Below are 23,781 nucleotides of genomic sequence, written 5' to 3'. Positions count from 1 at the left end.
GTTTTGATCAGGTCTTCACTTTGTGGCGGGATACCTCTGCGCCGGCATCATGCGGCAGGCTGATGAAACGCAATGCGGAGATGGCACCGATAAGCCCTACCGTGATGAAAGCCCAGCGAAAATCGACAAGCGAAAGCGTTTCCCCACCATGAATCACGCGAGAAAGATTGAGAACGGCTGCGGCAACCGCAACGCCGAGAAGCAGCGAGACCTGCTGCAGCATGCTCGATAATGTCGAGGCGGAACTGCGCTGCGCGGCATGGATATCGGCGAAGCCTAGCGTGTTCAGCGCCGTGAAGTTCATCGATCGCGAAAGGCCGGCAATGAATAGCAGGCAATATATCAGCAAGTTCGGCGTCGACGGGGATAGGAACGCGCATGCGCCGATGCTGGCCGATGAAATCAGGCCGTTGACGACGAGCACGTTACGGAAGCCGAAAATCCGCAGCATTTGCGTGGTAATCGCTTTCATCCCGAGATTGCCGGCGAAGTAGAACAGCAGATAGGTGCCGGCATCGATCGCCGTCTTGCCGAAGCCCACCTGAAACAGCAGCGGGATGAGGAAGGGCGTGGCATTGATCGCAACCCGGCTCGCCGTGCCGGCCGAAAGCGTCGACATGGCGAAGGTCTGCACCTTGAAGGCGGAAAGATCGAGCAAGGGCTCTTCGACCTTCAGAAAATGCCGGGTGGCAATGACGGAAAAGACCACGCCGACGGCGATCAGGCCGACACTGGCGACAAGTGCCGTCGTGCCCTGAACCACGAATTCCAGGCCGGCGAGCAGGAAGGTCAGCCCTGCCGCAGATTGCAGAAAGCCGATGATATCGAGCCGCGCGACCTTTTCCTCCCGCTGATCCGGCACGAAGCGCAGGACAAGGCCAAGACCAATGATGCCGATCGGGATATTGATCAGGAAGTTCCAGTGCCAGGTCAGGTAGGTGGTGATCAAGCTGCCGAGCACCGGGCCAATGACTGGAGCCGTCAGCGCCGGCCATACGATCATCGACATGGCATTGACGAGATCGGCCTTGCGGGCATTGCGCAGCACGATGATGCGTCCGACAGGCGTCATCAGCGCGCTGCCGAGGCCCTGAACGGCACGAGCGATGATGAATTCGGTCAAATTGCCGGAGAGGCCGCAAAACAGCGACGCCACGGTGAAGATGGCGATGGATGCCAGGAAAACCCGCCGGGCGCCATAGCGATCGCCCGCCCAGCCGGCGAGCGGCACGAAGGCCGCCATGGTGAGCAGATAGACCGTGATGCCGATGCTCATCGACACCGGCTCGACGCCGAAGCTTACCGCCATCTGCGGCAGCGAGGTGGTGATGATCGTCCCGTCCAGAAACTGCATGAAAAACGAGACGGCGACGACAAAGGCGATGATGCGGGATTGCCGGCCGAAACTGTCTTCGGAAGGCTGTTCTGTGGTCCTGGCAAGGGTCATGACGCGAAATTTCAAAGACTAGCGATCAAACGGGCCGGAGGTCGCCGGCAACAATCATACGATCATTGAATACGCCCATGACAGCGGCTTGCAAAGCCGCAACCTGAACCGATGTCATCAAAAATTGGCATCGTAACAAAGAAATCGCGATCCTAGCCGCACCTGCTTTGGCAACGCCGCGTGCCGGCACCTCATGCCGAAATCAATCGTCCGAGTAACGCTGTTCCCGCCAGGGATCGCCATAGATGTGATAGCCGTTCTTCTCCCAGAAGCCGGCCCTGTCGGCACCGATGAGCTCGATGCGGCTCAGCCATTTGGCGCTCTTCCAGAAATAGAGATGCGGCACGACGAGACGCATCGGGCCGCCATGCTCGCCGGTCAATGGCTGGCCTTCCCAGGCGGTGGCGAGGATCGCATCCTCAGCCGCGAAATCCGAAAGCGGCAGGTTGGTGGTATAGCCGTCATAGCTTGTCAGCAACACATGATGCGCCTCGGCCGTCGGCATGGCGAGGTCGAGGAGATCGCGGGTCGAAACCCCTTCCCAGCGATTGTCGTAGCGCGACCAGGTCGTCACGCAATGAATGTCGCTGATCTTGGTACTTTGCCCGATAGCCTGGAAAGCCGCCCAATCGAGGCTAAGCCGCTTTTCCACGAAGCCGAAGACATCGAGCCGCCAGCTGGAGAGGGAAATCTGCGGCTGCACGCCGAGATCGAGCACCGGCCAGTTCTTGACAAGATGCTGCCCCGGCGGCAGCCGCTCGGTCTCAGGCCGGCTGACACGCCCCGTCAGAAACTTGCCCTCCGCCGCCCAGCGGCGCTTGGAGGTGGTGAGCTTGCTGTCATTGGGAATCTGGTCGTCGCTCATGCGGCTATCCTCTCTGCGGCACAGAAATAGGATAGCCGAGCTCAGTAGGTGTCAAGTCGAAGGCAATTAATAGCCGACTATATTGCCGCGATGGCGATGCAGAAGAGCTGCGCCGTACCCGAGATTGAGCGCCTTACGGCCTCTTTGTTCGAGACGATCAGGCAATCGCCAGCGGCAAATGGCGTGCCTTCGATTTCAGCATTGCCGCGATGGCAAAGGACAAGGGTAGTCCCACCCTCGAAAGCGACTTCGCTGTTGCCATCGACCGAAACGCGCCGCACCGAATGCGTGAAGCGGCCCCGGCGCGTCATTACGTTGAGGTCGGTGATCGTCCCGTCGATCAAGGTCGCAGACGTCGGCGCATCGGCGGCGAAGGGCAGCGGCGCGCTTGCCTGTGTCAGACGTTCGGGCGGCCGTCCCTCGATGAAGAGGGTCATGCCTTCGCCATCAAGGATGGATAGCGTGCGATCGATGCCCGGAAAGACCGAGAACGGCCCATCCGTGGCAACGGTCGCCATGCTGACGCGCCAGTCGAAGTCGGCAAGCCCGGCGCCGTCGGGCGAAACGGCGATCTCCACCGTTTCCCCGCCGCCGTTTTTCCAGGGCATGCGCTTGTGATCACTGGCGCGCAGCAGCTTCATTTTTAGTTCCCCAGGATGGCCGGCAGGCGCAGGCCCTGCTGCTTGGCCCAATCGAGCGCGATGTCGTAGCCGGCATCGGCGTGGCGCATGACGCCGGTCGCCGGGTCGTTCCAGAGCACGCGCTCGAGGCGCTTGGCCGCGTCATCCGTGCCGTCGGCGCAGATGACCATGCCGGAATGCTGGCTGAAGCCCATGCCGACGCCGCCGCCGTGATGCAGCGATACCCAGGTGGCGCCCGAAGCGGTGTTCAGCAGCGCGTTGAGCAACGGCCAGTCGGAAACGGCATCCGAGCCGTCCTTCATCGCTTCCGTTTCGCGGTTCGGCGAAGCGACCGAGCCGCTATCGAGATGGTCGCGGCCGATGACGACAGGTGCCTTCAGCTCGCCGTTCCTGACCATTTCGTTGAAGGCGAGGCCAAGGCGGTGGCGATCGCCGAGGCCGACCCAGCAAATACGCGCAGGCAGACCCTGGAAGGCGATGCGCTCGCGCGCCATGTCCAGCCAGTTGTGCAGGTGCTTGTTGTCGGGCAGCAGCTCCTTCACCTTGGCATCGGTCTTGTAGATATCTTCCGGATCGCCCGAGAGGGCAGCCCAGCGGAACGGACCGATGCCGCGGCAGAAGAGCGGGCGGATATAGGCCGGCACGAAGCCGGGGAAAGCGAAGGCGTTTTCAAGACCTTCTTCCTTGGCGACCTGGCGGATGTTGTTGCCGTAGTCGAGCGTCGGAACGCCGGCGTTCCAGAAGTCGACCATGGCTTCGACATGCACCCTCATCGAAGCACGGGCGGCGGCTTCGACGGCCTTCGGATCGCTCTCGCGCTTGGCCCTGTGTTCGGCAACGGTCCAGCCGGCCGGCAGATAGCCGTTCAGCGGGTCGTGCGCCGAGGTCTGGTCGGTGACGATGTCCGGGCGCGGGCCGCCGGCCTTCATGCGCTTCACCAGTTCGGGGAAGATTTCGGCGGCATTGCCGAGCAGGCCGACGGACTTGGCTTCGCCGGCCTTCGTCCACTTGTCGATCAGGGCCAGCGCTTCGTCGAGCGTCTTTGCCTTCTCGTCGACATAGCGGGTACGCAGGCGGAAATCGATGCGCGTTTCGTCGGATTCGACGGCGAGGCAGCAGGCGCCCGCCATGACGGCTGCGAGCGGCTGTGCGCCACCCATGCCGCCGAGGCCACCGGTCAGGATCCACTTGCCCTTCAGGCTGCCGTTGTAGTGCTGGCGACCGGCTTCCACGAAGGTTTCGTAGGTGCCCTGCACGATGCCCTGCGTGCCGATGTAGATCCACGAGCCGGCCGTCATCTGACCGTACATGGCAAGACCCTTCTTATCCAGCTCGTTGAAGTGATCCCAGGTTGCCCAGTGCGGCACGAGGTTGGAGTTGGCGATCAGCACGCGCGGCGCATCCTTGTGGGTGCGGAACACGGCGACCGGCTTGCCGGACTGCACGAGCAGCGTCTCGTCTTCGTTGAGCGTCTTCAGCGTTGCGGCGATACGATCGAAATCGTCCCAGGTGCGGGCGGCGCGGCCGATGCCGCCATAGACGACCAGCTCGTTCGGGTTTTCCGCAACGTCCGGATCGAGGTTGTTCATCAGCATGCGCAGCGGCGCTTCGGTCAACCAGCTCTTGGCGTTGAGCTCCGGACCACGAGGAGCGCGGATTTCGCGGATATTATGGCGTGGATTGGTCATGTCACATCTCCAAGGAGGGCAGGATGTCGGTTGAAATCGAGGCATTCAGTGCGCCGGAAGCGATGAGATCGCTGGCGGATTTCAGGTCGTTTGCCATGTAGCGGTCCTCTTCGAGCGAAGGCACGGCGGCGCGGATGGCTGATATGGCAAGGATCAGCTCCGGGCTGGTCGTCAGCGGCGCGCGCAGCTCGACACCCTGGGCGGCGGTGAGCGCTTCGATGCCGATAATGGCGAAGAGGTTTTCGGTCATCTGCAGAAGGCGACGCGCGCCATGGCAGGCCATGGAGACATGGTCTTCCTGGTTGGCCGACGTCGGCGTCGAATCGACGGAAGCCGGATGCGACATCTGCTTGTTTTCGGACATCAGCGCCGCCGAGGTCACTTCGGCAATCATCAGGCCGGAATTCAGGCCCGGCTTCTTGGCAAGGAAGGCCGGCAGGCCGTAGCTCAGCGCGGGGTCGACGAGCAGCGCGATGCGGCGCTGGGCGATTGCGCCGATTTCGCAAACGGCAATGGCGATCTGGTCGGCCGCAAAGGCGACCGGCTCTGCATGGAAATTGCCGCCGGAAACGACGGAGTTGTCCGAAAGCACGAGCGGATTGTCGGTCACGGCATTGGCTTCTATTTCGAGCGTGCGACCGACGGAGCGCAGAAGGTCGAGGCAGGCGCCATCGACCTGAGGCTGGCAGCGGATGCAATAGGGGTCCTGCACGCGCTCGTCGCCCTCGATGTGGCTTTGGCGGATCACCGAGCCGGCAAGCAGACCGCGAAGGGCAGCGGCGGTATCGATCTGGCCCCTATGGCCGCGCAGCGTATGAATGTCCGGATGGAACGGGGCGGAAGAGCCCATGGCCGCATCGGTCGACATGGCACCGGTGACGAGGGCGGACTGAGCGGCGCGATGAGCGCGGAAAAGGCCGGCAAGCGCAAGCCCGGTCGACACCTGCGTGCCGTTGATGAGCGCCAGACCTTCCTTGGCGGCGAGTACGACGGGCTTCAAGCCGGCCTTGTCGAGCGCTGCCGCGCCGGACAGCTGTTCGCCGGCATAAAAGGCCTCGCCATGCCCCATCATGACCGCGGTCATATGCGCGAGCGGCGCAAGATCGCCCGATGCGCCGACAGAGCCCTTTTCTGGAATCACGGGCACGACGCCCTTTTCGAGCATGCCCTCGATCAGCCGAACCAGCTCGAGCCGCACGCCGGACGCGCCGCGGCCGAGCGAAACCAGCTTCAGCGACATGATGAGGCGAACGACATTCTCAGGCAGCGGCTGGCCGACGCCGCAGCAATGCGAGAGAATGAGATTGCGCTGCAGCGTCGCAACATCTGCGCTGTCGATCTTGATGGACGCCAGTTTGCCGAAGCCGGTATTGATGCCATAGACCGGCGCGTTACCGGCGGCGATTTCGGCGATACGGGCGGCCGCCTTGGCAATGCCTGCGTCGAAGGAGGCATCGAGCTTGGCAGGCTCGCCGGTCCAGTAGATTGCCGCCAGTTGCGCGAGCGAAACGGAGCCGGGATGGAGAACGACGGTCATCGGATGAACCTTTTTCCCTTGAAGACATGGGCATGGAGGGGATTGAAGCCGATGCGGTAGACGAGCTCCGCCAGGCTTTCGACATCCCAGATGGCAAAATCGGCCGACTTGCCGGCTTCGAGCGTGCCCGTTTCAGAGAGCAGCCCAAGGGCACGCGCACCCTCGCGCGTCGCGCCGGCGACGCATTCTTCCACAGTCAGGCCAAAGAGCGTTGCGGCCATGTTCATGGTCAAGAGCATCGAGGTCAGCGGCGACGTGCCGGGGTTGCAGTCCGTCGCGATTGCGATCGGCACGCCGGCATCGCGCAGCGCCTGGACCGGCGGCTTCTGCTTTTCATGAATGGCATAGAAAGCGCCGGGGAGAAGCACGGCAACGGTGCCGGACGCGGCCATTGCCTTGACGCCATCCTCATCCAGATATTCGACGTGGTCGGCAGAAAGCGCGCCATAGGAGGCCGCAAGCTTCGCACCGCCGAGATTGGAGAGCTGTTCCGCATGCAGCTTCATCGGAATGCCGAGCGATTTGGCGAGATCGAAGACGCGGGAGATTTCCGCCGTCGAAAAGGCGATGCCCTCGCAGAAGCCGTCGACCGCATCAACGAGCCCTTCGGCATGAGCCTGGCTGAGGCCGGGCAGCACGACGTCAGTGATATAGTCGCCGTTGCGACCCTTGTAGTCGGCCGGCGTGGCATGGGCGCCGAGATAGGAGGTGACGACGCGAACCGGGCGAACCTCGCCGAGCTTGCGCGCGGCGCGCAGCATTTTCAGCTCGGATTCGACGCTGAGACCGTATCCGGACTTCACCTCGATGGTAGTCACGCCTTCGAAAAGCAGCGTATCGAGCCGCGGCAAGGCAACGGCAACGAGTTCATCGACGGAAAGCGCACGGGTCGCATTGACCGACGAAACGATACCGCCGCCGGCGCGGGCAATCTCTTCATAGCTCGCGCCTTCCAGCCGCATCTCGAATTCGCGGGCGCGATTGCCGCCGTAAACAATATGCGTATGGCAATCGACGAGGCCGGGGGTTACCCAGCGCCCCTCGAGATCGATCGCTTCGGCACCGGAAGTATCGGGCAAGTCGGCTTCGCCGCCCGCAAAGACGATGCGGCCATCCCTGATCAGGATCGCACCCTTCTCGATCGTGCCGAGCCGGGCCTCGCCCTCTTTCAGGGTCGCAAGGCGAACATTGCGCCACACGCGGCTTGCCGCGCCGTTTTCCCTGCCATCGTTCGGGCCATCTTCGGAAAAATTATTCCCACCCATCAGCTTTACGCCTTTCCTCGTTGGCTCATAATGTATATACATAATCGAAAGGCTGACAAGAGGGATTTTGGACTCCGTGTCCGAAAGGAAAGGGTGAGACCATGACGAGACTTCATGCACGCACGGCTTTGCTTGGCGACGGATGGCACGAGAATGTACTGCTGACCCTCGAAGGTGGCCGGATCGTCAAGATCGCGACGAATGTTGCACCTGAAGCCGGCGACAGCAGGCAGGATGTTCTGGTGCCGGCAATGCCGAACCTGCACAGCCATGCCTTCCAGCGCGCCATGGCCGGCCTTGCCGAAGTCCGCGGCCCGGCCAATGACAGCTTCTGGAGCTGGCGCACCGTCATGTACAAGTTCGCTCTGTCGATGACCCCGGATCATGTCGAGGCGGTTGCCGCGCAGCTCTATATGGAGATGCTGGAAGCCGGCTTCTCCCGCGTCGGCGAGTTCCACTATCTGCACCATGACAAGGACGGCAGTCATTATGCCAATATCGCCGAACTGGCCGAGCGCATCGGCGCCGCCAGCGCCGAAACCGGTATTGCGCTAACACTGCTCCCCGTCTTCTACGCCCATTCCGGCTTCGGTGGCGCAGCCCCCATCGAGGGCCAGCGCCGTTTTATCAACTCCATCGAGAGCTTCGAAGCGCTGATGGCCGGCTGCCGCGCGGTCACGAGCCGCCTCCCCGGCGCCGAACTCGGCATCGCGCCGCATAGCCTGCGCGCCGTGACGCCGGAAGAACTGGCAAAGCTCGTGCCGGTCGCCGGCGACGGACCGATCCATATCCATGTCGCCGAGCAGGTAAAGGAAGTCGAAGACTGCATCGCCTGGTCTGGTGCCCGCCCGGTGCAATGGCTGCTCGACAATGCGCCTGTCAATGAGCGCTGGTGCCTGATCCATGCCACGCACATGACCGAGGATGAAACCCGGCGCATGGCCAAGAGCGGCGCGATCGCCGGCCTTTGCCCGATCACCGAAGCCAATCTCGGCGACGGCGTTTTCGAAGCGCCGCTCTTTCTGGAAGAAGGCGGCCGCTACGGCATCGGCTCGGATTCCAACATCCTGACTTCGGTACCTGAGGAGCTGCGGCAGCTCGAATATTCGCAGCGCCTGGCGCGCCGTGCCCGCAACGTCATCGCAGCACCGGGCGGCTCGACTGCCCGCATGCTGTTTGACGCTGCGCTCGCCGGCGGCGGTGCGGCCCTGAAGGCGCCGGCGGGCCTTGCCGTCGGCAATCACGCCGATATCGTTTCGCTCGATGTGAGCGCAGTGCCCTATCTTTCCGGCGACCGCATCCTCGATCACTGGACCTTTGCCGGCGGCGTCAAAGTCGATGGTGTCTGGGTTCTTGGCCGCAAGCAGGTCGAAGCCGGACGCCACACGAAGAGAGAGGCGATCTCCGCGCGATTCCGCCAGGCGATGGCTGAACTTATCGGTTAAAAACCGCTTTTCCTCCCATCGATTGGCCCCTAAATAACTTGCGGGAAATCCCATGTCTCACACGGAACAGATGGGCGGCATGACCACAAGCAAAGATGCAACCCTGCATCAGCGTATCCTCAGCGATATCGAGGGCCAGATCGTCTCCGGCGCCTGGCCTCCGGGGCATCGCATACCGTTCGAGATGGACCTGGCGGAACAGTATGACTGTTCGCGCATGACGGTGAACAAGGTGCTGACCCAGCTTGCCCGCGCCGGCCTGATCGAACGGCGCAAGCGCTCGGGCAGCTTCGTCACCCATCCGCAGGCACAATCCGCCGTGCTTGAGATCCACGATATCAAGTCCGAAGTCCTGTCGCTCAACCTGCCCTATTCGCACAAGTTGATAAGGCTCGGAAGCCGACGCGGACGACCGGAAGACGCACGCCGGCTGCAGTTCGTCGGCTCGATTCCGGTGATGGAGATCATCTGCATCCACTATGCTGGTCCGCGCCCCTTCTGCCTGGAAGATCGCGTCATCAATCTCGATGCCGTACCCGAAGCGGCCGAAGCTGACTTCGAAACCCAGCCGCCAGGCCCCTGGCTGGTAAATCAGGTGCCGTGGAGCACCGCCGAACATCAGATCCGCGCCATAGCAGCCGAGGGTGACGCGGCGACAAAGCTCGACATTCTGAAGGGCACGGCCTGCCTTGTGGTCGAGCGGCGCACCTGGAGCGCGGCCGGCCCGATCACCCACGTCCGTTTCACCTATCCGGGCGATCGCCACAGCCTGGTGGCACGTTTTACCCCGTCGAGCTGACCTTCCCAGCCGCTTCCGTCGGCCCGCTAATTCCGCTGCGGAGATTCCGTCGGCGGAGGAATAAGGCTTTCGGATGGCCGAAGGGGCTTTGCGGGGTCAACGAGCAGGATACTGAGCGCAATCAAGACCAGCATCAGAATCAACAGGATTCCGATCAGAAGTGGACGAATCGCGGTCATGTCGTTCTCCAATCTCCCCAGCCCAGCGCAATGCGCGATAGGGAATTCGAGATAACCAGCGCAGTCTAGGCATAAACGTTAAGCAATGCTTGATGTTCCTGGAAATATCCGGCTTTTTGCCAAAATTTCCAACTTCTGACACCAAGAAGACCGTCTCACGCTTGTTTGAATGGCGGATGACGGAAGCGGCGCATAGGATCCAGCCGTGGATGACCCGTGCCCACTACGTGGCGCGACGACAGTCCTGCAGACAAGCCCCAACCTTCATTTAAAAGACGACCGGCGCATCGCCCGGCCGATATCTCAAGGGAGACCCCACCCATGGATCGCAAACGTCTGATCGCGACTGCGTTGACGCTCTCCGTCGCCATGCTCGCCACGCTGCAAAACGCCGATGCCGCCGAGCGCGTGAGGGTGCGCGGCACCGTGGAGAGCCTCGATGGCGATACGCTCAAGGTCAAATCCCGCGACGGCAAGGACGTTACCGTGGCGCTGAAATCCGGCTGGAACGTCGGTGGCGTCGTCAAGGCCGCAGTTAGCGACATCAAGCCCGGCGATTTCGTCGGCATCGCCTCGCAACCGACCGACAGCGGCATCAACGGCGCGATCGAAGTCGTCATCTTCCCGGCCTCGATGAAGGGAACCGGCGAAGGCGACCGCCCCTGGGATTCGAAGCCGAACAGTTCGATGACCAATGCCACCGTCGCCAATGCCGTGACCTCGGTCAGCGGCCCGACCTTGACGCTCACTTACAAGGGCGGCGAACGCAAGATCAAGATCCCGGATGGCACGCCCGTCGTGACGCTGACATCGGCGACCAAAGCCGATCTGAAGCCCGGCGCCGGCGTCTTCATCACAGGCGAGCAAACCGGCGAGACTACAGTCTCCGCCGACCGCATCGCTGTCGGCCTCAACGGCACCGTGCCGCCGATGTGATCGCTGCCCGATCAATTGGCTGATTTGCATCCAACGAAAACAGGCGAACCGCAATGCTGCGATCCGCCTGTTTTTCTAATACTTGGCGAATGGTCAGGACACCGTCATTCCGCCGCCTGCGCGTGCGGACGATGATCAATCGTGTCATCCTCATCATCCTCCACCGGCTTCGGCTGTTTCCAGGCGATCAGCCGGTAGAACATCGGAATGAAGAAGGTGGCGATGAAGGTTGCCGCCAGCATACCGCCGATGACGCCTGTGCCGATGGCATGGCGGCTCGCCGAGCCCGCGCCGGTGCTGATCGCCAGCGGCACGACACCGAGGATGAACGCAAGCGAAGTCATGACGATCGGGCGGAAGCGCAGCCGCGCCGCCTCGAGTGCCGCTTCCGCGGCACTCATGCCGTCCTTGCGCTTCAGCACGGCGAACTCGACGATCAGAATGGCGTTCTTTGCCGCAAGGCCAATCAACGTCACCATGCCGATCTGGAAGTAGACGTCGTTGGTGAGCCCGCGCAGATAGGTGGCAAGCAGCGCACCGAACAGCGCGAAGGGGATCGCGGTGATGACGGCGAGCGGCAGGCTCCACTTTTCATACTGCGCGGCGAGGATCAGGAACACCATGATGACGCCGAAGATCATCGCCTGCGTGCCGGCGCCGCTGGTCTCCAGTTCCTGATAGGCCGAGCCCGTCCAGGCGATCTGGAAGCCTTGCGGCAAGGTCTCTGCCGCCACCTGCTGCATGGCCTTGATCGCATCGCCTGACGTGTAGCCGGGCGCCGGATTGCCGGTGATCTTGGCGGCATTGAAGGCGTTGTAGCGTTCGAGCTGGTCCGGCCCGATGGCGCGCGTCACCTTGATGAGCGTGTCGAGCGGGATCATCTTGCCGCTGTCGGAGCGCACGAAGACCTGGCGCAAATCGTCGGGCGATTCGCGGAAGGGCGCTTCCGACTGCAGGTTGACCTGATAGTTGCGGCCATAAAGCGTGAAATCGTTCACGTAGAGGCTGCCGAAGGTCGCCTGCATGGCATCGAAGACGGAGTTGATCGGCACGCCGAGCGCCTTGGCCTTCTCGCGGTCGAGATCGGCACGGAACTGCGGCACGTTGGTATCGAGCGTAGTGCGGACGCCAGCAAGCTCCGGCCGCTTGGAAGCGGCCGCAACAAGCTTCTGCGCCTCATCGGAAAGGCCGGCGACGCCCTTGCCGCTACGATCCTGCAGATAGACTTCGAAACCGCCCGTCGTCGAAAGGCCCATGATCGGCGGCGGGTTGAAGGCGAGCACCATGGCATCCTTGATGCCCATGTTGGCGCCGATCATCGGGCCTGCGAGATTGCGGGCATCGAGTTCGGGTGTCTTGCGCTCGCTCCAGTCCTTCAGCGTCACGAAGGCGACACCGGCGCTGCTCTTCAGCCCACCCGACAACAGATCGAAACCGGAGACCGCAAAGACGTTCTCGACGCCGGGCAGCTTCTGGGTGTTGGCCATCGCCTGATCCATGACCGCTTGTGTGCGCGTCAGTGACGCCGCCGGCGGCAGGATGGCGATCTGGAACAGCGAACCCTGGTCCTCGTCCGGCACCAGCGACCCCGGCAGCGTATAGAAGAGATAGCCGGTCACGCCGAGCAGGCCGGCAACCAGAACGCAGCCGACGATGACGCGCTTCAGGAAGAAGGCGACGCCGGCGGCATAACCCTGCGTCAGCCGGTCGAAGGCCCGGTTGAAGATACGGAACGGCAGGACCGGCTCATGATGGCCGGGCTTCAGGATCAGCGCGCAGAGTGCTGGCGTCAGCGTCAGCGCCACGATACCGGACAGTGTGACCGAGATTGCAATGGTGACCGCGAACTGCTTGTACATCTGGCCCGCCAGCCCGCCCATGAAGGAGACCGGGATGAAGACGGCGCAGAGCACCAGCACGATGGCAATGACCGGACCGGTCACTTCGCCCATCGCCTTGATGGCCGCCTTTCTCGGTGACAACTTCTCTGTTGTCATCAGCCGCTCGACGTTTTCGAGCACGACGATAGCGTCGTCGACAACGATACCGATCGCCAGCACCAATCCGAACAAGGTCAGAAGGTTGATCGAGAAGCCGAGCAGATACATGCCGGCAAAGGTACCGATGATCGAGATAGGCACCGCAATGACCGGAATCAGCGTCGCCCGCCAGTTCTGCAGGAAGACGAAGACCACAATAATGACGAGGAGGATCGCCTCGATGAAGGTCTTGATCACCTCCTCGATCGACACCTGAATGAACTTCGTCGTGTCGTAGGGAATCTCGTAGGCGACGCCTTGCGGGAACGACTTCTGCAGCTCATCCAGACGCGTCTTCAGTGCCTTCATCGTGTTCAGAGCGTTGGCGCCCGGCTGCAGATAGACGGCGATCGGAATCGCCGGGGTGCCGTTGAGGCTGCTCTGGACGGAATAGCTCTTGGTGCCAAGCTCGATGCGCGCCACGTCCTTGAGGCGCAGCGTCGCGGCATTGGCGGTCGAGCGCAGGATGATTTCGCCGAAGGCATCGACGTCGGGCAGGCGGCCCTGCGTCGTCACGGTATAGGTGAAGGCCTGCGGATTGTTGCTGGGCTGGTCGCCGAAACGGCCGGCGGCAAACTGCGAATTCTGTTCCTGGATGGCGGTCGCGACATCGCTCGGTGTCAGATTATACTGTGCGAGCTTGTCCGGCCGCAGCCAGATGCGCATCGAATAGTCGATATCGCCAAGCAGGTTGACATCGCCCACGCCCGGAATGCGCTTGAGATCGTCGATGACGTTGAGCAGTGCATAGTTGCCGACATAGGCGCGGTCGTAGCGGCTGTCGGTCGAATACATGGCGATGAAGCCGAGGATCGAGGTCGAGCGCTTGGTGACGACGACGCCAAGGCGCGTCACGTCCTGCGGTAGGGTCGAGACCGCGCGCTGGACGCGGTTGTTGACGTTGATCGCCGCCTGGTCCGGGTCGGTGCCGAGTGTGAAGGTCACGGTGATCTGCATCGAGCCGCTGTTGGAGTTCGTCGACTGCATGTAGAGCATGTTTTCGACGCCGTTGATCTGCTGCTCCAGCGGAGCGGCAACGGTCTGCGCCACCGTCTCGGCGCTGGCGCCGGGATAGGTCGCGGTCACCACCACCTGCGGCGGCGTCAGCTCCGGATATTGCGCGATCGGCAGGATGCGCAGGCAGACAGCGCCCGCAAGCAGGATGACGATCGAGATCACCGCCGCGAAAACGGGGCGGTCGATAAAGAATTTGTTGCCCAACATCAGTTCTGCGCCACCTTGTTCGCATCCTTAGGCGCGGCATCCGCCGTCGCCTGCACCGGCGCACCTGGGCGCACTTTGATGATGCCTTCGGTAATCAGCTTGTCGCCGGCCTTGAGGCCCGACAGCACCAGCCAGCTATTGCCGATCTTCTGGCCGAGCGTCACCGGATTGACGTGCGCCTTGCCTTCCTGGTCGATCGTGTAGACGAACTGGCCCTGCGGGCTCTGCATCAGCGCCACCTCGGGGATGGTGATGGCATTGTCGAGCGAGACGCCCGTCACCTTCGCGCGGACGAACTGGCCCGGCAGCAGCCGGCGATCGGGATTGTCGACCACGGCGCGGGCCTGCAGCGTGCCTGTGGACACATCGATCGTGGAGGAGGTGAAGTCGACTACGCCATCATGGTCGTAGGTCGAGCCGTCACCGAAGGAGATCTTGACGCCGAGATTCGGCGCCTCTCCCTTGGCCTTTTTCATGTCGATCAGTCGGCGCACTTCGGCAGCTTCGGCATCCGAGAAGGAAAAATTGACGTAGACCGGATCGAGCTGTGTGATGCTGGTGAGCAGGCCGGTATCGCCCGTGGTGCCGATGAGGCTTCCCTCGGAGACCTGTTCCAGGCTGGTGATGCCGCCGACAGGTGCTGTGACCTTTGTATAGTCGAGATTGAGCTGCGCCGTTTGTACCTGGGCTTCGGCGGCGGCAAGCGACGCTTCCGCCAGTTCTCGCGTCGAAATCGCATCATCGCGCGACTTCTGGTTCACGGCATTCTGTTCGAAAAGGGTGATGTTGCGCTTTTCTTCGCGCTGCGCCTGGGTCAGTTGCGCCTTGGCCTGCTGGAGCTGTGCTTTGGCTTGGGCAAGCGCTGCCTGATAGGAGGCGGGATCGATGAGGAACAGCACGTCGCCGGCCTTTACCTCAGCACCTTCGATAAAGTTTCTTTTCAACAGGATACCGCCCACGCGAGCGCGCACATCGACTTGCCTAAAGGCGGAGATGCGCGCAGCATATTCATAGGACAGCGCCACGGTCTGCGGCTTGACATCGACCACCGTCACCTGCGGCGGCGGCATCTGTCCGGCCTGCTGCGCTAGGGAGGAAGACGCGCAGAAAAAGAGCAGTCCGGCTGCAATGAGGCTGCTGCGCAGGAGGAGGGATTTATGCGTCGTCATGGGAAAATCACCGCGAGATTCGACATTCTTGTTGCGGCGCAATATACAAACATACATGAATGATTGTAAATATCAAATCGATGTGACTTTTGGGAGCGATATCGGGACCCGCATGCAGGTTTGAGATATTGATGCATGAAATCAGAGATATAGAGCGAGACGAAATCCCCCTTTTCGTCCGCGGAAATTTTGAGGAGGCGCATGCGCAGAACCAAGGAAGATGCCGCCAAGACCCGCGAGGAAGTCCTCGCCGCCGCCGCCGAGATCTTCTATGAAAACGGCGTCAGCGGCTCGAGCCTCGAAAAGATTGCCCAGCGCGCAGGCGTAACGCGCGGTGCGATCTACTGGCATTTCAAAGACAAGGCCGAGGTCCTGACCGCGCTGCACAGCGAGATCCGCTTGCCGCAAGAAGCTATGGTCGACTATGCGATCGAGCACGGACATGACGATCCTCTTGGCCTGATCGAGCAAGGCACAATCGAAGTTCTGCAAATCCTGGTCGATGACGAGCATCAGCAGCGCGTCTTCGCCATCATGATCCTCGGCTGCGAATTTACGGAACACCTGTCCGACGCGGCCCAGCGCATCATTACAGCCAATGCCGAAATGTTCGGCAAGCTGCAGAAACTGATCGAGATGGCGGATGAACAAAGCTCGCTTGCACCGCTATGGACCGCCGATTCCGCCGCCCGCGCCATTCAATGCTCGATGAACGGCCTGCTTGCCGAGTGGCTTCGGTCGGGGAAATCCTTCCCTCTGGTCGATATCGGCGAGCGGCTGATCCGCAGCCTCATCCGCTCCATGCGCGACAACGAAGAGCGATAGAACCGTTCAGCTTTTCACAGAAACGCTGAACGGTTCTATCTCTTTGTTTTCTAGCAATTCCGGACGGAAACCGCTACGCAGTTTTCCTTTGAATTGCTCTAGCTATTCGCCCGCGTGCCGCATGGCTTCGGCCAGCGAAATCTCCGATTTGATTTCCCGCGTCGACATCGAGGTCACCGTATGCCGAACGCCGGGCAGCCGGTTGAGCTCCTGCCGCAGCAACCGGTCGAGCGCAGCCATGTCGGTCGCGATGATATGCAGGAGATAATCGGCCTCGCCCGTCGTCGCATGACAGCGCCAGATCAATGGATGGCGGCGCACGGCGGCTTCGAAAGCATCGAAACGCTCGACATCGATCGACACCTGCACGAAGGCCTCCAGCCCGAAGCCGAGCCTGGCCGGATCGAGAAGCGTCCTATAACCCCGGATCACGCCCGCTTCCTCCAGCGCTTTTACCCGCTTCCAGCAGGGCGTCTTGCTGAGACCGGCGAGATCGGCAAGCGCCGCAAAGGAAAGGCGGGCGTCGGCCTCAAGCGCGGTAATGATCTTATGGTCGAGCGCGTCCAACTCCATCGTTCTCTCCATAGCTATAAAGATGATCGATCGTACTCCATTTCTCCAAATTTGAATGACAAATAGGAACAATGTTCAAGCTGAATTTCGTATCCTTGAGGGAGAGCAAACATGCTTGGCGGCCGAGAGCCGGAACAAAGGGAACGAAGATGCAGAAGAAAGACTATTACGCGCGCATCGAGGCGCCCGAAATGCGCGACTACGGCGTTTATCTGCAGTGCGACAAGCTGCTTGCCTGTCAGAAGCCGTTGAACGGGATGGTCAACGGCGATGAACTGCAGTTCCAGATCGTCCATCAGGTCGAAGAACTCTGGATGAAGCTGATGGCCTATACGCTGGTCGATGTCATCGGCTTCATGGAGGAGCGCAATACGCATCGCGTCGTGACCCTCATGGGCCGCGTGCACCGGATCATGCGCATGATGACGGCTCAGCTCGATCTTCTCGAAACCATGTCACCCAAGGAATATCAGCAAATCCGCCTGCAGCTCGGCAATGGCAGCGGCCAGGAATCGCCTGGATTCGGGTTTCTGCTGCGCATGCCGCCGGATCTCTGGCACGCCTTCAAGGCGAACTATCTCGATGCCGCCGGTCTGACCGTCGCGGATATCTATGACGGCAAATACGATCACGGCGACAGCTATGTGGTCGCCGAGGCGCTGGTCGAATATGACGAGCTGTTCCAGAAATTCCGCGCCAATCACATCTATCTGATCCAACGCTCCATCGGGCTAGGCTCGAAATCGCTGAAAGGCCGCCCGGTCGAGCTGCTGCAGGCCGGCACGCGCCATCGCTTCTTCCCCGATCTCTGGGATATTCGCCACGAAATGACCGATCGTTGGGGCGGCCAATATGGTGTCGTCCGCGATTCCATTTCCAAGCACGATGCAGCCGAATAAGTGCTGACGGAAAACCGCCTTTCGCCGTCTTGAACGGCGGAAGGCCTTCCGACTCGGAACGAGATCGAGCAAGCCATCAAAGTCGTCGCCGCATTGGTGCGCCACACGGGCGCGCTAGCTGCTCCAACCTTCGCCCCCCTCGCTCAAAAGCGGATCGGCACTCCGTCGGCAAGACGGTATTTTCCCGTAGGCCAAGGTTTCGGCCAGAGACAATGCAATCACCATTGAAATATAGCCTATTGCATAATTCTGATATCGATCGTATTTGTTTAGTAGCCTCACAGATCGTTCCTCCCGGAGCCCCGCATGACGCAAGTTCAGGAAGCCGTGGCGCAGCGGCGCGCATGGCAGTTTGCCGACCGTGATGAGGACGATCGTCCGAGCCTTCCCGAAGTCAATGCCACGGTCAAGGTTCCCCATGGCGGCAGCTGGATTCGACGTCTGATCGCTTTCGTCGGCCCCGGTTACATGATTTCCGTCGGCTATATGGATCCCGGCAACTGGGCGACCGATCTCGCCGGCGGCGCGCAGTTCGGCTACACGCTTCTGACTGTCATCATGCTATCGAACCTGATGGCGATCCTGTTACAGGCGCTCTCGGCAAGGCTTGGCATCGCCACCGGCCGCGATCTCGCTCAGGCCTGTCGCGATCATTATCCGCGGCCGGTCAATCTGGCGCTATGGCTGGCTTGCGAGCTCGCCATCATCGCCTGTGATCTGGCCGAAGTCATCGGCACGGCTATCGCGCTGCAACTCCTCTTCGGGATTCCGCTGATCGGCGGCGCATTGATCACCGCGCTCGACGCATTCCTGCTGCTGCTCCTGATGAGCAAGGGCTTCCGCTATCTCGAAGCCTTCGTCATCGCGCTGCTGATCGTCATCGCCACCTGTTTTGCCATCCAGATCGCAGCCGCGGCGCCGCCGGTGGCAGCGATCCTCCAAGGCTTCATCCCCTCGCCTGAAATCGTCACCAATCACGAGATGCTCTACATCGCCATGGGCATCATCGGCGCGACAGTCATGCCGCATAATCTCTATCTGCATTCCTCGATCGTGCAGACCCGCGCCTATAAGCGCACCGAAGAAGGTCGCCGCGACGCGATCAAATGGGCAACGATCGACAGCACCGTTGCCCTCATGCTGGCGCTCTTCGTCAATGCCGCCATTCTGATTGTCGCAGCGGCCGCCTTCCACACCAGCGGTCACTCCGATGTCGCCGAAATCGGCCAGGCCTACGAGCTGTTGTCGCCGCTGCTCGGCCTCGGCATCGCCTCGACGCTGTTTGCCGTGGCACTGCTCGCTTCAGGCCTCAACTCGACCGTCACGGCGACGCTTGCTGGCCAGATCGTGATGGAAGGCTTTCTCCGGCTCAGGATTCCGCATTGGGCAAGGCGACTTTTGACCCGCGGCCTCGCAATTATTCCGGTTGTGTGCGTTACCGCTATTTATGGTGAAAAGGGCACGGCGAACCTGCTTGTGCTGAGCCAGGTCGTGCTATCAATGCAATTGCCCTTTGCCGTCATTCCGCTGGTTCAATTCGTCACGAATCGCGAGAAAATGGGCAGTTTCGTCATCTCCAGAAGCATCGCCATTCTATCTTGGACAGTCGCCGCGATCATCCTGGTGCTGAACTTCAAACTGCTCTACGACACCATCTTCGGTTGACGAATCATCTTGAACGCGCGAATCTCGCCCTGTGGACGATCACGGCAATTAACTGGCTCGTAATATTTGCCTAGATTTCGCCATGATTTGCCCTAGTTTGGGCCCACCGCAATCTGCAGGGTTCCTCACTTCATGGCCGAAAGTCCATTGCGCGTTCAATTTCCTGCAGAGGCTGCCATCCAGGCGCGGCCGCATCATGATTTTCACATTCCATTTCTGCCGCGTTCCGCCCATCTGCGTCACCTGATCGTCATTGGTCTGGCAGGCACTGCATCCTTCGGCCTGCTCGCCACGGTGCTCTATCCCTTGCTGGCGCGTAACACGATCGAGCGGGCAACGCCGGTGCGCACTGCCCAGCTCGCGCGTCCTCAGCCAGCCATGCGCAAAGCCAGCCGGCTGGCCACAAAACAGCGTTTCGACGGCAGCCGCTTCGCACAGGTAGCAGAGAAGCTGTCCAGCGGCGAAACGCGCATCTTCACCTATCATCGCACGACGCTGGTCTTCAAATCCGATGAAACCGCCCTGGCACGCGACGGCGCGGGCGCCATCAATGCCTCCTATGGCGACGAGCGCGCCGACAACGTGGTATTCTCACCGCCATCGCTTTCCGATATCCGCCACGGCATCTATCCGCAGACCACGCATTATGATGCCGTGCGCCGCTCCCGCTTTCCGGTTCGCGGTGTGCCGCTGAACGTCAGCGTATCGCGCGCAACGACCGGCGAGCCCGGCCGCGAGTTTCACAGGCTCGTATCCATGCCGAAGGACAAGCAGGATCTGCAGGACATCCTGGCCTCCGCGGGCCTCGGCAGCGATGCCGGCGACGAGTTGCAGCGCGCCCTGGAGACCGATACGGTTTCCCCCGGCGACAGCCTGGAACTGCTGCTTGAGAAGAAAGGCCCCAATGCCCGCCCGAAGCTGATCATGGCCCGCCTCAGCGGCGACAAGACACCGGAGCGCGTCGTCGCCCGCGACGATGCCAATGGCTTCGTTCCGATGGCCAATGACAGGCTGTTTTCCACGCTCTACAGCGAAAGCCAAGCCGACGCTCCGTCCTCGACGGAGGTTGCCGCAGTCGATTTGAAGGGTGTCGACGAGAGCAACGAGCGGGCAGTCAGCGACAAGCTCGAAAGAGCCGGCCTGACCAAGGAATGTGCCTCGCAGCTCATCAAGCTCGCCAAGGCCAAGGGCATTTCGCTTACCAGCATCGAGGATGCTCCCGACAGCGTCGACCTGCTCTTCCGCAAGGCGGACGACGGCCGCAGCGAGTTGATGTTCATCGAATTCCATGCCGATGGCGACACGCATCGCTTCTACCTGCACAAGAACGAAGGCGAAGGCCCCTCGGAATTCTACGACGAAAGTGGGCACTCGATCGCAAAATCGCTAGTGCATCGTCCCGTGCCAAACGGTACGCTTGGCGATGGCTTTGCCTGGCGTATCCACCCGATCCTGGGTGTGAAGAAATTCCACAACGGCGTCGATTTCCGCGCACCGATGGGCAGCCCCATACAGGCCGCCGGCGATGGTGTCGTCGAGAAGATCTCCTGGGAAACCGGCTACGGCAAATATGTCCGCATCCGTCACGACGGCGGCTACGAAACCACCTATGCCCATATTTCGGCAACGCCGTCGGATCTGCGGGTCGGCCAGCGCGTCACCCAAGGTCAGGTCATCGCCTATGTCGGCTCCACCGGCTATTCCACCGGCCCGCATCTCTATTACGAGCTGCGCGTCAATGGCCGTTACGAAAACCCGCTGACGGCGCAACTGCCTGCTGGCACCAATCTGACCGGCAAGTCGCTCGACAGCCTGCGCTCGCAGGTCAACCATGTCGAGAACATCATGAGCTACCTCGACGTTCCCCCGGCTCGCGACAATCCGCCCACCCCCTTCGCCAATTTCGAGCAAGGCCCGAGCTTCGGGCCGAATTCAGGATCGGACTTCGGACCGAACCTGGGACCAGGCTTTGGGCCAAACCATTTCGGCGCACCGTCTCCATAAGCCGGCCAGAAGTCCGCACAAGCATCCTTCCCGATTCTCACAAGTCGATTCCCGCTGGCGGCAATGGCGCCTCGATGCTGAATGCGATAACAATCCTCCTGTATTTCGCCATGGAGAAGATATTGCCGCGCACTATCTGATGCGAATGCCGGATATCATCACGCGGCAATCCGCAAGGAGCAGACATTGGCGCGCAAGCCGTTGCCGGAACCAAAACCTATGCTGCCGAATGAAAGCAGGCGTCTGCGCGCCGACGCGCGACGCAACTATGACAAGTTGATCGAAGTTGCAGCACAAGCCTTCGCCAGCCACGGCACCGCCGCCTCCCTGGAAGACATAGCCCGGCGTGCGGATGTCGGGATCGGAACGCTCTACCGCCATTTCCCGAGCCGCGAACATCTGGTGGAGGCGGTTTACCACCACGAAGTCGAGGCGCTTTGCGATGCCGCCGAAGAGCTTTCGCGCGAGCGTGCGCCCGATGAGGCTCTCGAGGAGTGGATGAACCGTTTCGTCGGATATATCGCCACGAAACGCGGCATGGCCGACAGCCTGCGCATTCTTCTCAATAGCAATTCCAAGCTCTTCGCCGACAGCTATGGCAAAGTGCCGGTCGCGCTCGCAAGCCTGATCGACCGGGCGGTCGCCGCCGGCTCGATCCGCACCGATGTCGACAGTACCGATGTGCTGCATGCGCTTTCCGGCACCTATTCCATGCCCAGCTCGCCCGAATGGTACGACCGCTCCCGCCGCCTCGTGCGCCTGTTGATGGACGGCCTGCGCTGGGGTGCCTCGACAACACGGGTGCCGCGAGAGACCTGATAATCGGCAGGACGCTTCCTATATGCATTTGAACTGAGAATGTCAGGCGAGTTTCCTGTTACCGCAGTTTCGTGCTTCGCCCCTCACCCTAACCCTCTCTCCGTTGAGACGGGGAGAGGGAACGATCGCGCAATACGGCATGCTGTTTCACCGGGGTTGTTTCCGCCGCAAAGCCCCCTCTCCCCGCGATGCAGGGAGAGGGTTGGGGTGAGGGGCTGGACACATAAGCAAGACAAAATCGAACTCCGCCGACCGTCATCAAAGCTGAGGAGAGCAAGAATGCCCGAAAAGCTGGTCAAGATCACCGGCCCCGATCATCCGATCACGATCGAGGAAAAGCGCGCGCATGTCACCGTTTCCGTCGCCGGCAAGGTGATCGCCGATACGCATGAGGCGCTGTCGCTCAAGGAAGCCTCCTACCCCGCCGTGCTCTATATTCCCCGCAGGGATGTCGACATGGCGTCACTGCAGAAGACCAGCCACGAAACCTACTGCCCTTACAAGGGCGAATGCTCCTATTACAGCATCCCGGCCGGTGGCGAGCGTTCGGTGAACGCCATCTGGAGCTACGAGAACCCCTATCCTGCGGTCAGCCAGATCAAGGATTACATGGCCTTCTATCCCGATCGCGTCGATTCGATCGACATCGTCACCTAAAGCGCAAGACCGCTCGACGCATCGAAGACGTAGACCTGCTCCGGGCTCACCGAGACGTTCAGGGGCTGGCCATAGCGCACCGGCGCCTCGCCATCGACGACGGCCGTCACCTGCTCGCCGGCAAGGTCGAAGAGCACATGCGTCTGCGCGCCGGTCGGCTCGACCAGCAATGTCTGGCCGGTGAGTGGCGATCCGCCGCTTGCAAGGCTCAGATGCTCGGGCCTGAGACCAACCTTCACGCTCTGGCCTGCCTTCACCTTGCGTTCGCCAGCGATGCGGATCGGCGTGCTGTCCTTCAACCGCACGGCCGGCGCGCCGTCGACGCCCTCGACCGTACCGTCGAGGAAGTTCATGGCCGGCGAGCCGATGAAGCCGGCAACGAAGAGATTGGCCGGCTTGCGGTAAAGCTCGATCGGCGTGCCCTGCTGCTCGATCTTGCCCTGGTTCAGCACCACGATACGGTCGGCAAGCGTCATCGCCTCGATCTGGTCGTGGGTGACGTAGATCGAGGTGGTCTGCACCTTCTGATGCAACGCCTTGATTTCGGAGCGCATCTGCACGCGCAGCTTCGCATCGAGATTGGAGAGCGGCTCGTCGAACAGGAAGACCGCCGGGTTACGCACGATGGCGCGGCCCATGGCGACACGCTGGCGCTGGCCGCCGGATAGCTGCGCCGGCTTGCGGTCGAGCAGTTTGGTGAGATCGAGCATGCGCGCAGCTTCATTGACCCGCTGCTCGATGGTCTGCTTGGTCTCGCCCGAGAGCTTCAGGTTGAAGCCCATATTCTCGGCAACAGTCATATGCGGGTAGAGCGCATAGGACTGGAAGACCATGGCGATGTTGCGCTCGCGCGGCGTCATGGAATTCACCACCTGCCCACCGATCGACACGTCGCCATCGGTGATTTCTTCCAGGCCTGCGATCATCCGCAGCAGCGTGGACTTGCCGCAGCCGGAGGGGCCGACGAGTGCGATGAACTCGCCGTCCTCGATCGAAAGCGAGATATCGTGGATGACGGTGAGCGCCCCATAGGCCTTGTGGATGTTGTGCAGTTCGACGGATGCCATGTTGTTTGTGCTCCGATGAGAGCAATTCCAGGAAAAGT

At 61.3% G+C, this 23,781-nt stretch carries 19 protein-coding genes; 9 read left to right on the top strand and 10 right to left on the bottom strand.

The window, feature by feature from the left end; all coding sequences use genetic code 11:
- Positions 1-7: 7 nt before the first annotated feature.
- From AC13Q5_RS12400 to hutI, 6 genes are all read right to left on the bottom strand, one after another.
- The gene (locus AC13Q5_RS12400) at positions 8-1,447 is read right to left on the bottom strand and encodes an MFS transporter (RefSeq protein ID WP_457880430.1); all 1,440 of its coding nucleotides are present in this window, start codon (positions 1,445-1,447) and stop codon (positions 8-10) included.
- Between the two features lie 202 nt (positions 1,448-1,649).
- A complete protein-coding gene (locus AC13Q5_RS12395) occupies positions 1,650-2,312 on the bottom strand; it encodes a sulfite oxidase-like oxidoreductase (protein ID WP_488501847.1) in 663 nt (220 codons plus the stop codon).
- Between the two features lie 77 nt (positions 2,313-2,389).
- Positions 2,390-2,953 carry a HutD/Ves family protein gene (locus AC13Q5_RS12390; RefSeq protein WP_075853538.1) on the bottom strand — a complete coding sequence of 188 codons (564 nt, stop codon included), beginning with the start codon at positions 2,951-2,953 and terminating at the stop codon, positions 2,390-2,392.
- A gap of 2 nt (positions 2,954-2,955) precedes the next feature.
- Positions 2,956-4,641 (bottom strand): urocanate hydratase, encoded by a 1,686-nt coding sequence (hutU, locus tag AC13Q5_RS12385; protein ID WP_488501846.1) that lies wholly within the window; start codon positions 4,639-4,641, stop codon positions 2,956-2,958.
- Between the two features lies 1 nt (position 4,642).
- Positions 4,643-6,178 (bottom strand): histidine ammonia-lyase, encoded by a 1,536-nt coding sequence (hutH, locus tag AC13Q5_RS12380; RefSeq protein WP_488501845.1) that lies wholly within the window; start codon positions 6,176-6,178, stop codon positions 4,643-4,645.
- Positions 6,175-7,443: an imidazolonepropionase gene (hutI, locus tag AC13Q5_RS12375; RefSeq protein ID WP_488501844.1), complete on the bottom strand. Its 1,269-nt coding sequence runs from the start codon at positions 7,441-7,443 to the stop codon at positions 6,175-6,177. Before hutI ends, hutH begins: the two co-directional genes overlap by 4 nt.
- A 101-nt stretch (positions 7,444-7,544) precedes the next feature.
- Between hutI and AC13Q5_RS12370 the strand changes: the two genes are divergently transcribed.
- The 3 genes from AC13Q5_RS12370 to AC13Q5_RS12360 all read left to right on the top strand — a co-directional run bounded on the left by AC13Q5_RS12370 (position 7,545) and on the right by AC13Q5_RS12360 (position 10,802).
- A complete protein-coding gene (locus AC13Q5_RS12370) occupies positions 7,545-8,888 on the top strand; it encodes a formimidoylglutamate deiminase (RefSeq protein WP_488501843.1) in 1,344 nt (447 codons plus the stop codon).
- A 79-nt stretch (positions 8,889-8,967) separates the two neighbouring features.
- Positions 8,968-9,687: a histidine utilization transcriptional repressor HutC gene (hutC, locus tag AC13Q5_RS12365; protein WP_457880444.1), complete on the top strand. Its 720-nt coding sequence runs from the start codon at positions 8,968-8,970 to the stop codon at positions 9,685-9,687.
- Positions 9,688-10,187: 500 nt separating this feature from the next.
- Positions 10,188-10,802, top strand: a complete 615-nt coding sequence (locus AC13Q5_RS12360) for a single stranded DNA-binding domain-containing protein (protein ID WP_488501842.1) — start codon at positions 10,188-10,190, stop codon at positions 10,800-10,802.
- A gap of 104 nt (positions 10,803-10,906) precedes the next feature.
- Here the strand turns inward: AC13Q5_RS12360 and AC13Q5_RS12355 are convergent, their stop codons facing one another.
- Both AC13Q5_RS12355 and AC13Q5_RS12350 read right to left on the bottom strand, forming a co-directional pair.
- Positions 10,907-14,065: an efflux RND transporter permease subunit gene (locus AC13Q5_RS12355; RefSeq protein WP_488501841.1), complete on the bottom strand. Its 3,159-nt coding sequence runs from the start codon at positions 14,063-14,065 to the stop codon at positions 10,907-10,909.
- Entirely contained in the window at positions 14,065-15,234 is a 1,170-nt protein-coding gene (locus AC13Q5_RS12350; RefSeq protein ID WP_488501840.1) for an efflux RND transporter periplasmic adaptor subunit, read from the bottom strand. Before AC13Q5_RS12350 ends, AC13Q5_RS12355 begins: the two co-directional genes overlap by 1 nt.
- 201 nt (positions 15,235-15,435) lie before the next feature.
- Between AC13Q5_RS12350 and AC13Q5_RS12345 the strand changes: the two genes are divergently transcribed.
- On the top strand, positions 15,436-16,059 hold the full coding sequence (locus AC13Q5_RS12345; RefSeq protein WP_075853531.1) for a TetR family transcriptional regulator: 624 nt from the start codon (positions 15,436-15,438) through the stop codon (positions 16,057-16,059).
- Between the two features lie 102 nt (positions 16,060-16,161).
- On the opposite strand, the gene AC13Q5_RS12340 is transcribed toward AC13Q5_RS12345, so the two are convergent.
- Positions 16,162-16,632 carry an Lrp/AsnC family transcriptional regulator gene (locus tag AC13Q5_RS12340; RefSeq protein WP_075853530.1) on the bottom strand — a complete coding sequence of 157 codons (471 nt, stop codon included), beginning with the start codon at positions 16,630-16,632 and terminating at the stop codon, positions 16,162-16,164.
- A 149-nt stretch (positions 16,633-16,781) separates the two neighbouring features.
- Between AC13Q5_RS12340 and AC13Q5_RS12335 the strand changes: the two genes are divergently transcribed.
- From AC13Q5_RS12335 to AC13Q5_RS12315, 5 genes are all read left to right on the top strand, one after another.
- On the top strand, positions 16,782-17,531 hold the full coding sequence (locus AC13Q5_RS12335; protein ID WP_075853817.1) for a tryptophan 2,3-dioxygenase family protein: 750 nt from the start codon (positions 16,782-16,784) through the stop codon (positions 17,529-17,531).
- A gap of 306 nt (positions 17,532-17,837) precedes the next feature.
- Positions 17,838-19,196 (top strand): Nramp family divalent metal transporter, encoded by a 1,359-nt coding sequence (locus AC13Q5_RS12330; protein WP_488501839.1) that lies wholly within the window; start codon positions 17,838-17,840, stop codon positions 19,194-19,196.
- A gap of 132 nt (positions 19,197-19,328) precedes the next feature.
- Positions 19,329-21,200 (top strand): M23 family metallopeptidase, encoded by a 1,872-nt coding sequence (locus AC13Q5_RS12325; RefSeq protein WP_457880415.1) that lies wholly within the window; start codon positions 19,329-19,331, stop codon positions 21,198-21,200.
- Between the two features lie 219 nt (positions 21,201-21,419).
- Positions 21,420-22,019: a TetR/AcrR family transcriptional regulator gene (locus tag AC13Q5_RS12320; RefSeq protein ID WP_457880443.1), complete on the top strand. Its 600-nt coding sequence runs from the start codon at positions 21,420-21,422 to the stop codon at positions 22,017-22,019.
- Between the two features lie 279 nt (positions 22,020-22,298).
- On the top strand, positions 22,299-22,676 hold the full coding sequence (locus AC13Q5_RS12315; protein WP_488501838.1) for a DUF427 domain-containing protein: 378 nt from the start codon (positions 22,299-22,301) through the stop codon (positions 22,674-22,676).
- On the opposite strand, the gene AC13Q5_RS12310 is transcribed toward AC13Q5_RS12315, so the two are convergent.
- On the bottom strand, positions 22,673-23,743 hold the full coding sequence (locus tag AC13Q5_RS12310) for an ABC transporter ATP-binding protein (protein ID WP_075853526.1): 1,071 nt from the start codon (positions 23,741-23,743) through the stop codon (positions 22,673-22,675). The genes AC13Q5_RS12315 and AC13Q5_RS12310 overlap by 4 nt on opposite strands.
- Positions 23,744-23,781 lie beyond the last annotated feature (38 nt).

The sequence above is a fragment of the Martinezella sp. CNPSo 3964 genome (assembly GCF_057784375.1).
Note: the sequence above shows the minus strand (reverse complement) of the source record. Positions and strands in the feature narration are given on the sequence as shown.

Coding starts and splice junctions, on each gene's coding strand:
- AC13Q5_RS12400 (WP_457880430.1), bottom strand. CDS start 1,447: ATGACCCTTGCCAGGACCACAGAACAGCCTTCCGAAGACAGTTTCGGC.
- AC13Q5_RS12395 (WP_488501847.1), bottom strand. CDS start 2,312: ATGAGCGACGACCAGATTCCCAATGACAGCAAGCTCACCACCTCCAAG.
- AC13Q5_RS12390 (WP_075853538.1), bottom strand. CDS start 2,953: ATGAAGCTGCTGCGCGCCAGTGATCACAAGCGCATGCCCTGGAAAAAC.
- hutU (WP_488501846.1), bottom strand. CDS start 4,641: ATGACCAATCCACGCCATAATATCCGCGAAATCCGCGCTCCTCGTGGT.
- hutH (WP_488501845.1), bottom strand. CDS start 6,178: ATGACCGTCGTTCTCCATCCCGGCTCCGTTTCGCTCGCGCAACTGGCG.
- hutI (WP_488501844.1), bottom strand. CDS start 7,443: ATGGGTGGGAATAATTTTTCCGAAGATGGCCCGAACGATGGCAGGGAA.
- AC13Q5_RS12370 (WP_488501843.1), top strand. CDS start 7,545: ATGACGAGACTTCATGCACGCACGGCTTTGCTTGGCGACGGATGGCAC.
- hutC (WP_457880444.1), top strand. CDS start 8,968: ATGACCACAAGCAAAGATGCAACCCTGCATCAGCGTATCCTCAGCGAT.
- AC13Q5_RS12360 (WP_488501842.1), top strand. CDS start 10,188: ATGGATCGCAAACGTCTGATCGCGACTGCGTTGACGCTCTCCGTCGCC.
- AC13Q5_RS12355 (WP_488501841.1), bottom strand. CDS start 14,065: ATGTTGGGCAACAAATTCTTTATCGACCGCCCCGTTTTCGCGGCGGTG.
- AC13Q5_RS12350 (WP_488501840.1), bottom strand. CDS start 15,234: ATGACGACGCATAAATCCCTCCTCCTGCGCAGCAGCCTCATTGCAGCC.
- AC13Q5_RS12345 (WP_075853531.1), top strand. CDS start 15,436: ATGCGCAGAACCAAGGAAGATGCCGCCAAGACCCGCGAGGAAGTCCTC.
- AC13Q5_RS12340 (WP_075853530.1), bottom strand. CDS start 16,632: ATGGAGTTGGACGCGCTCGACCATAAGATCATTACCGCGCTTGAGGCC.
- AC13Q5_RS12335 (WP_075853817.1), top strand. CDS start 16,782: ATGCAGAAGAAAGACTATTACGCGCGCATCGAGGCGCCCGAAATGCGC.
- AC13Q5_RS12330 (WP_488501839.1), top strand. CDS start 17,838: ATGACGCAAGTTCAGGAAGCCGTGGCGCAGCGGCGCGCATGGCAGTTT.
- AC13Q5_RS12325 (WP_457880415.1), top strand. CDS start 19,329: ATGGCCGAAAGTCCATTGCGCGTTCAATTTCCTGCAGAGGCTGCCATC.
- AC13Q5_RS12320 (WP_457880443.1), top strand. CDS start 21,420: ATGCTGCCGAATGAAAGCAGGCGTCTGCGCGCCGACGCGCGACGCAAC.
- AC13Q5_RS12315 (WP_488501838.1), top strand. CDS start 22,299: ATGCCCGAAAAGCTGGTCAAGATCACCGGCCCCGATCATCCGATCACG.
- AC13Q5_RS12310 (WP_075853526.1), bottom strand. CDS start 23,743: ATGGCATCCGTCGAACTGCACAACATCCACAAGGCCTATGGGGCGCTC.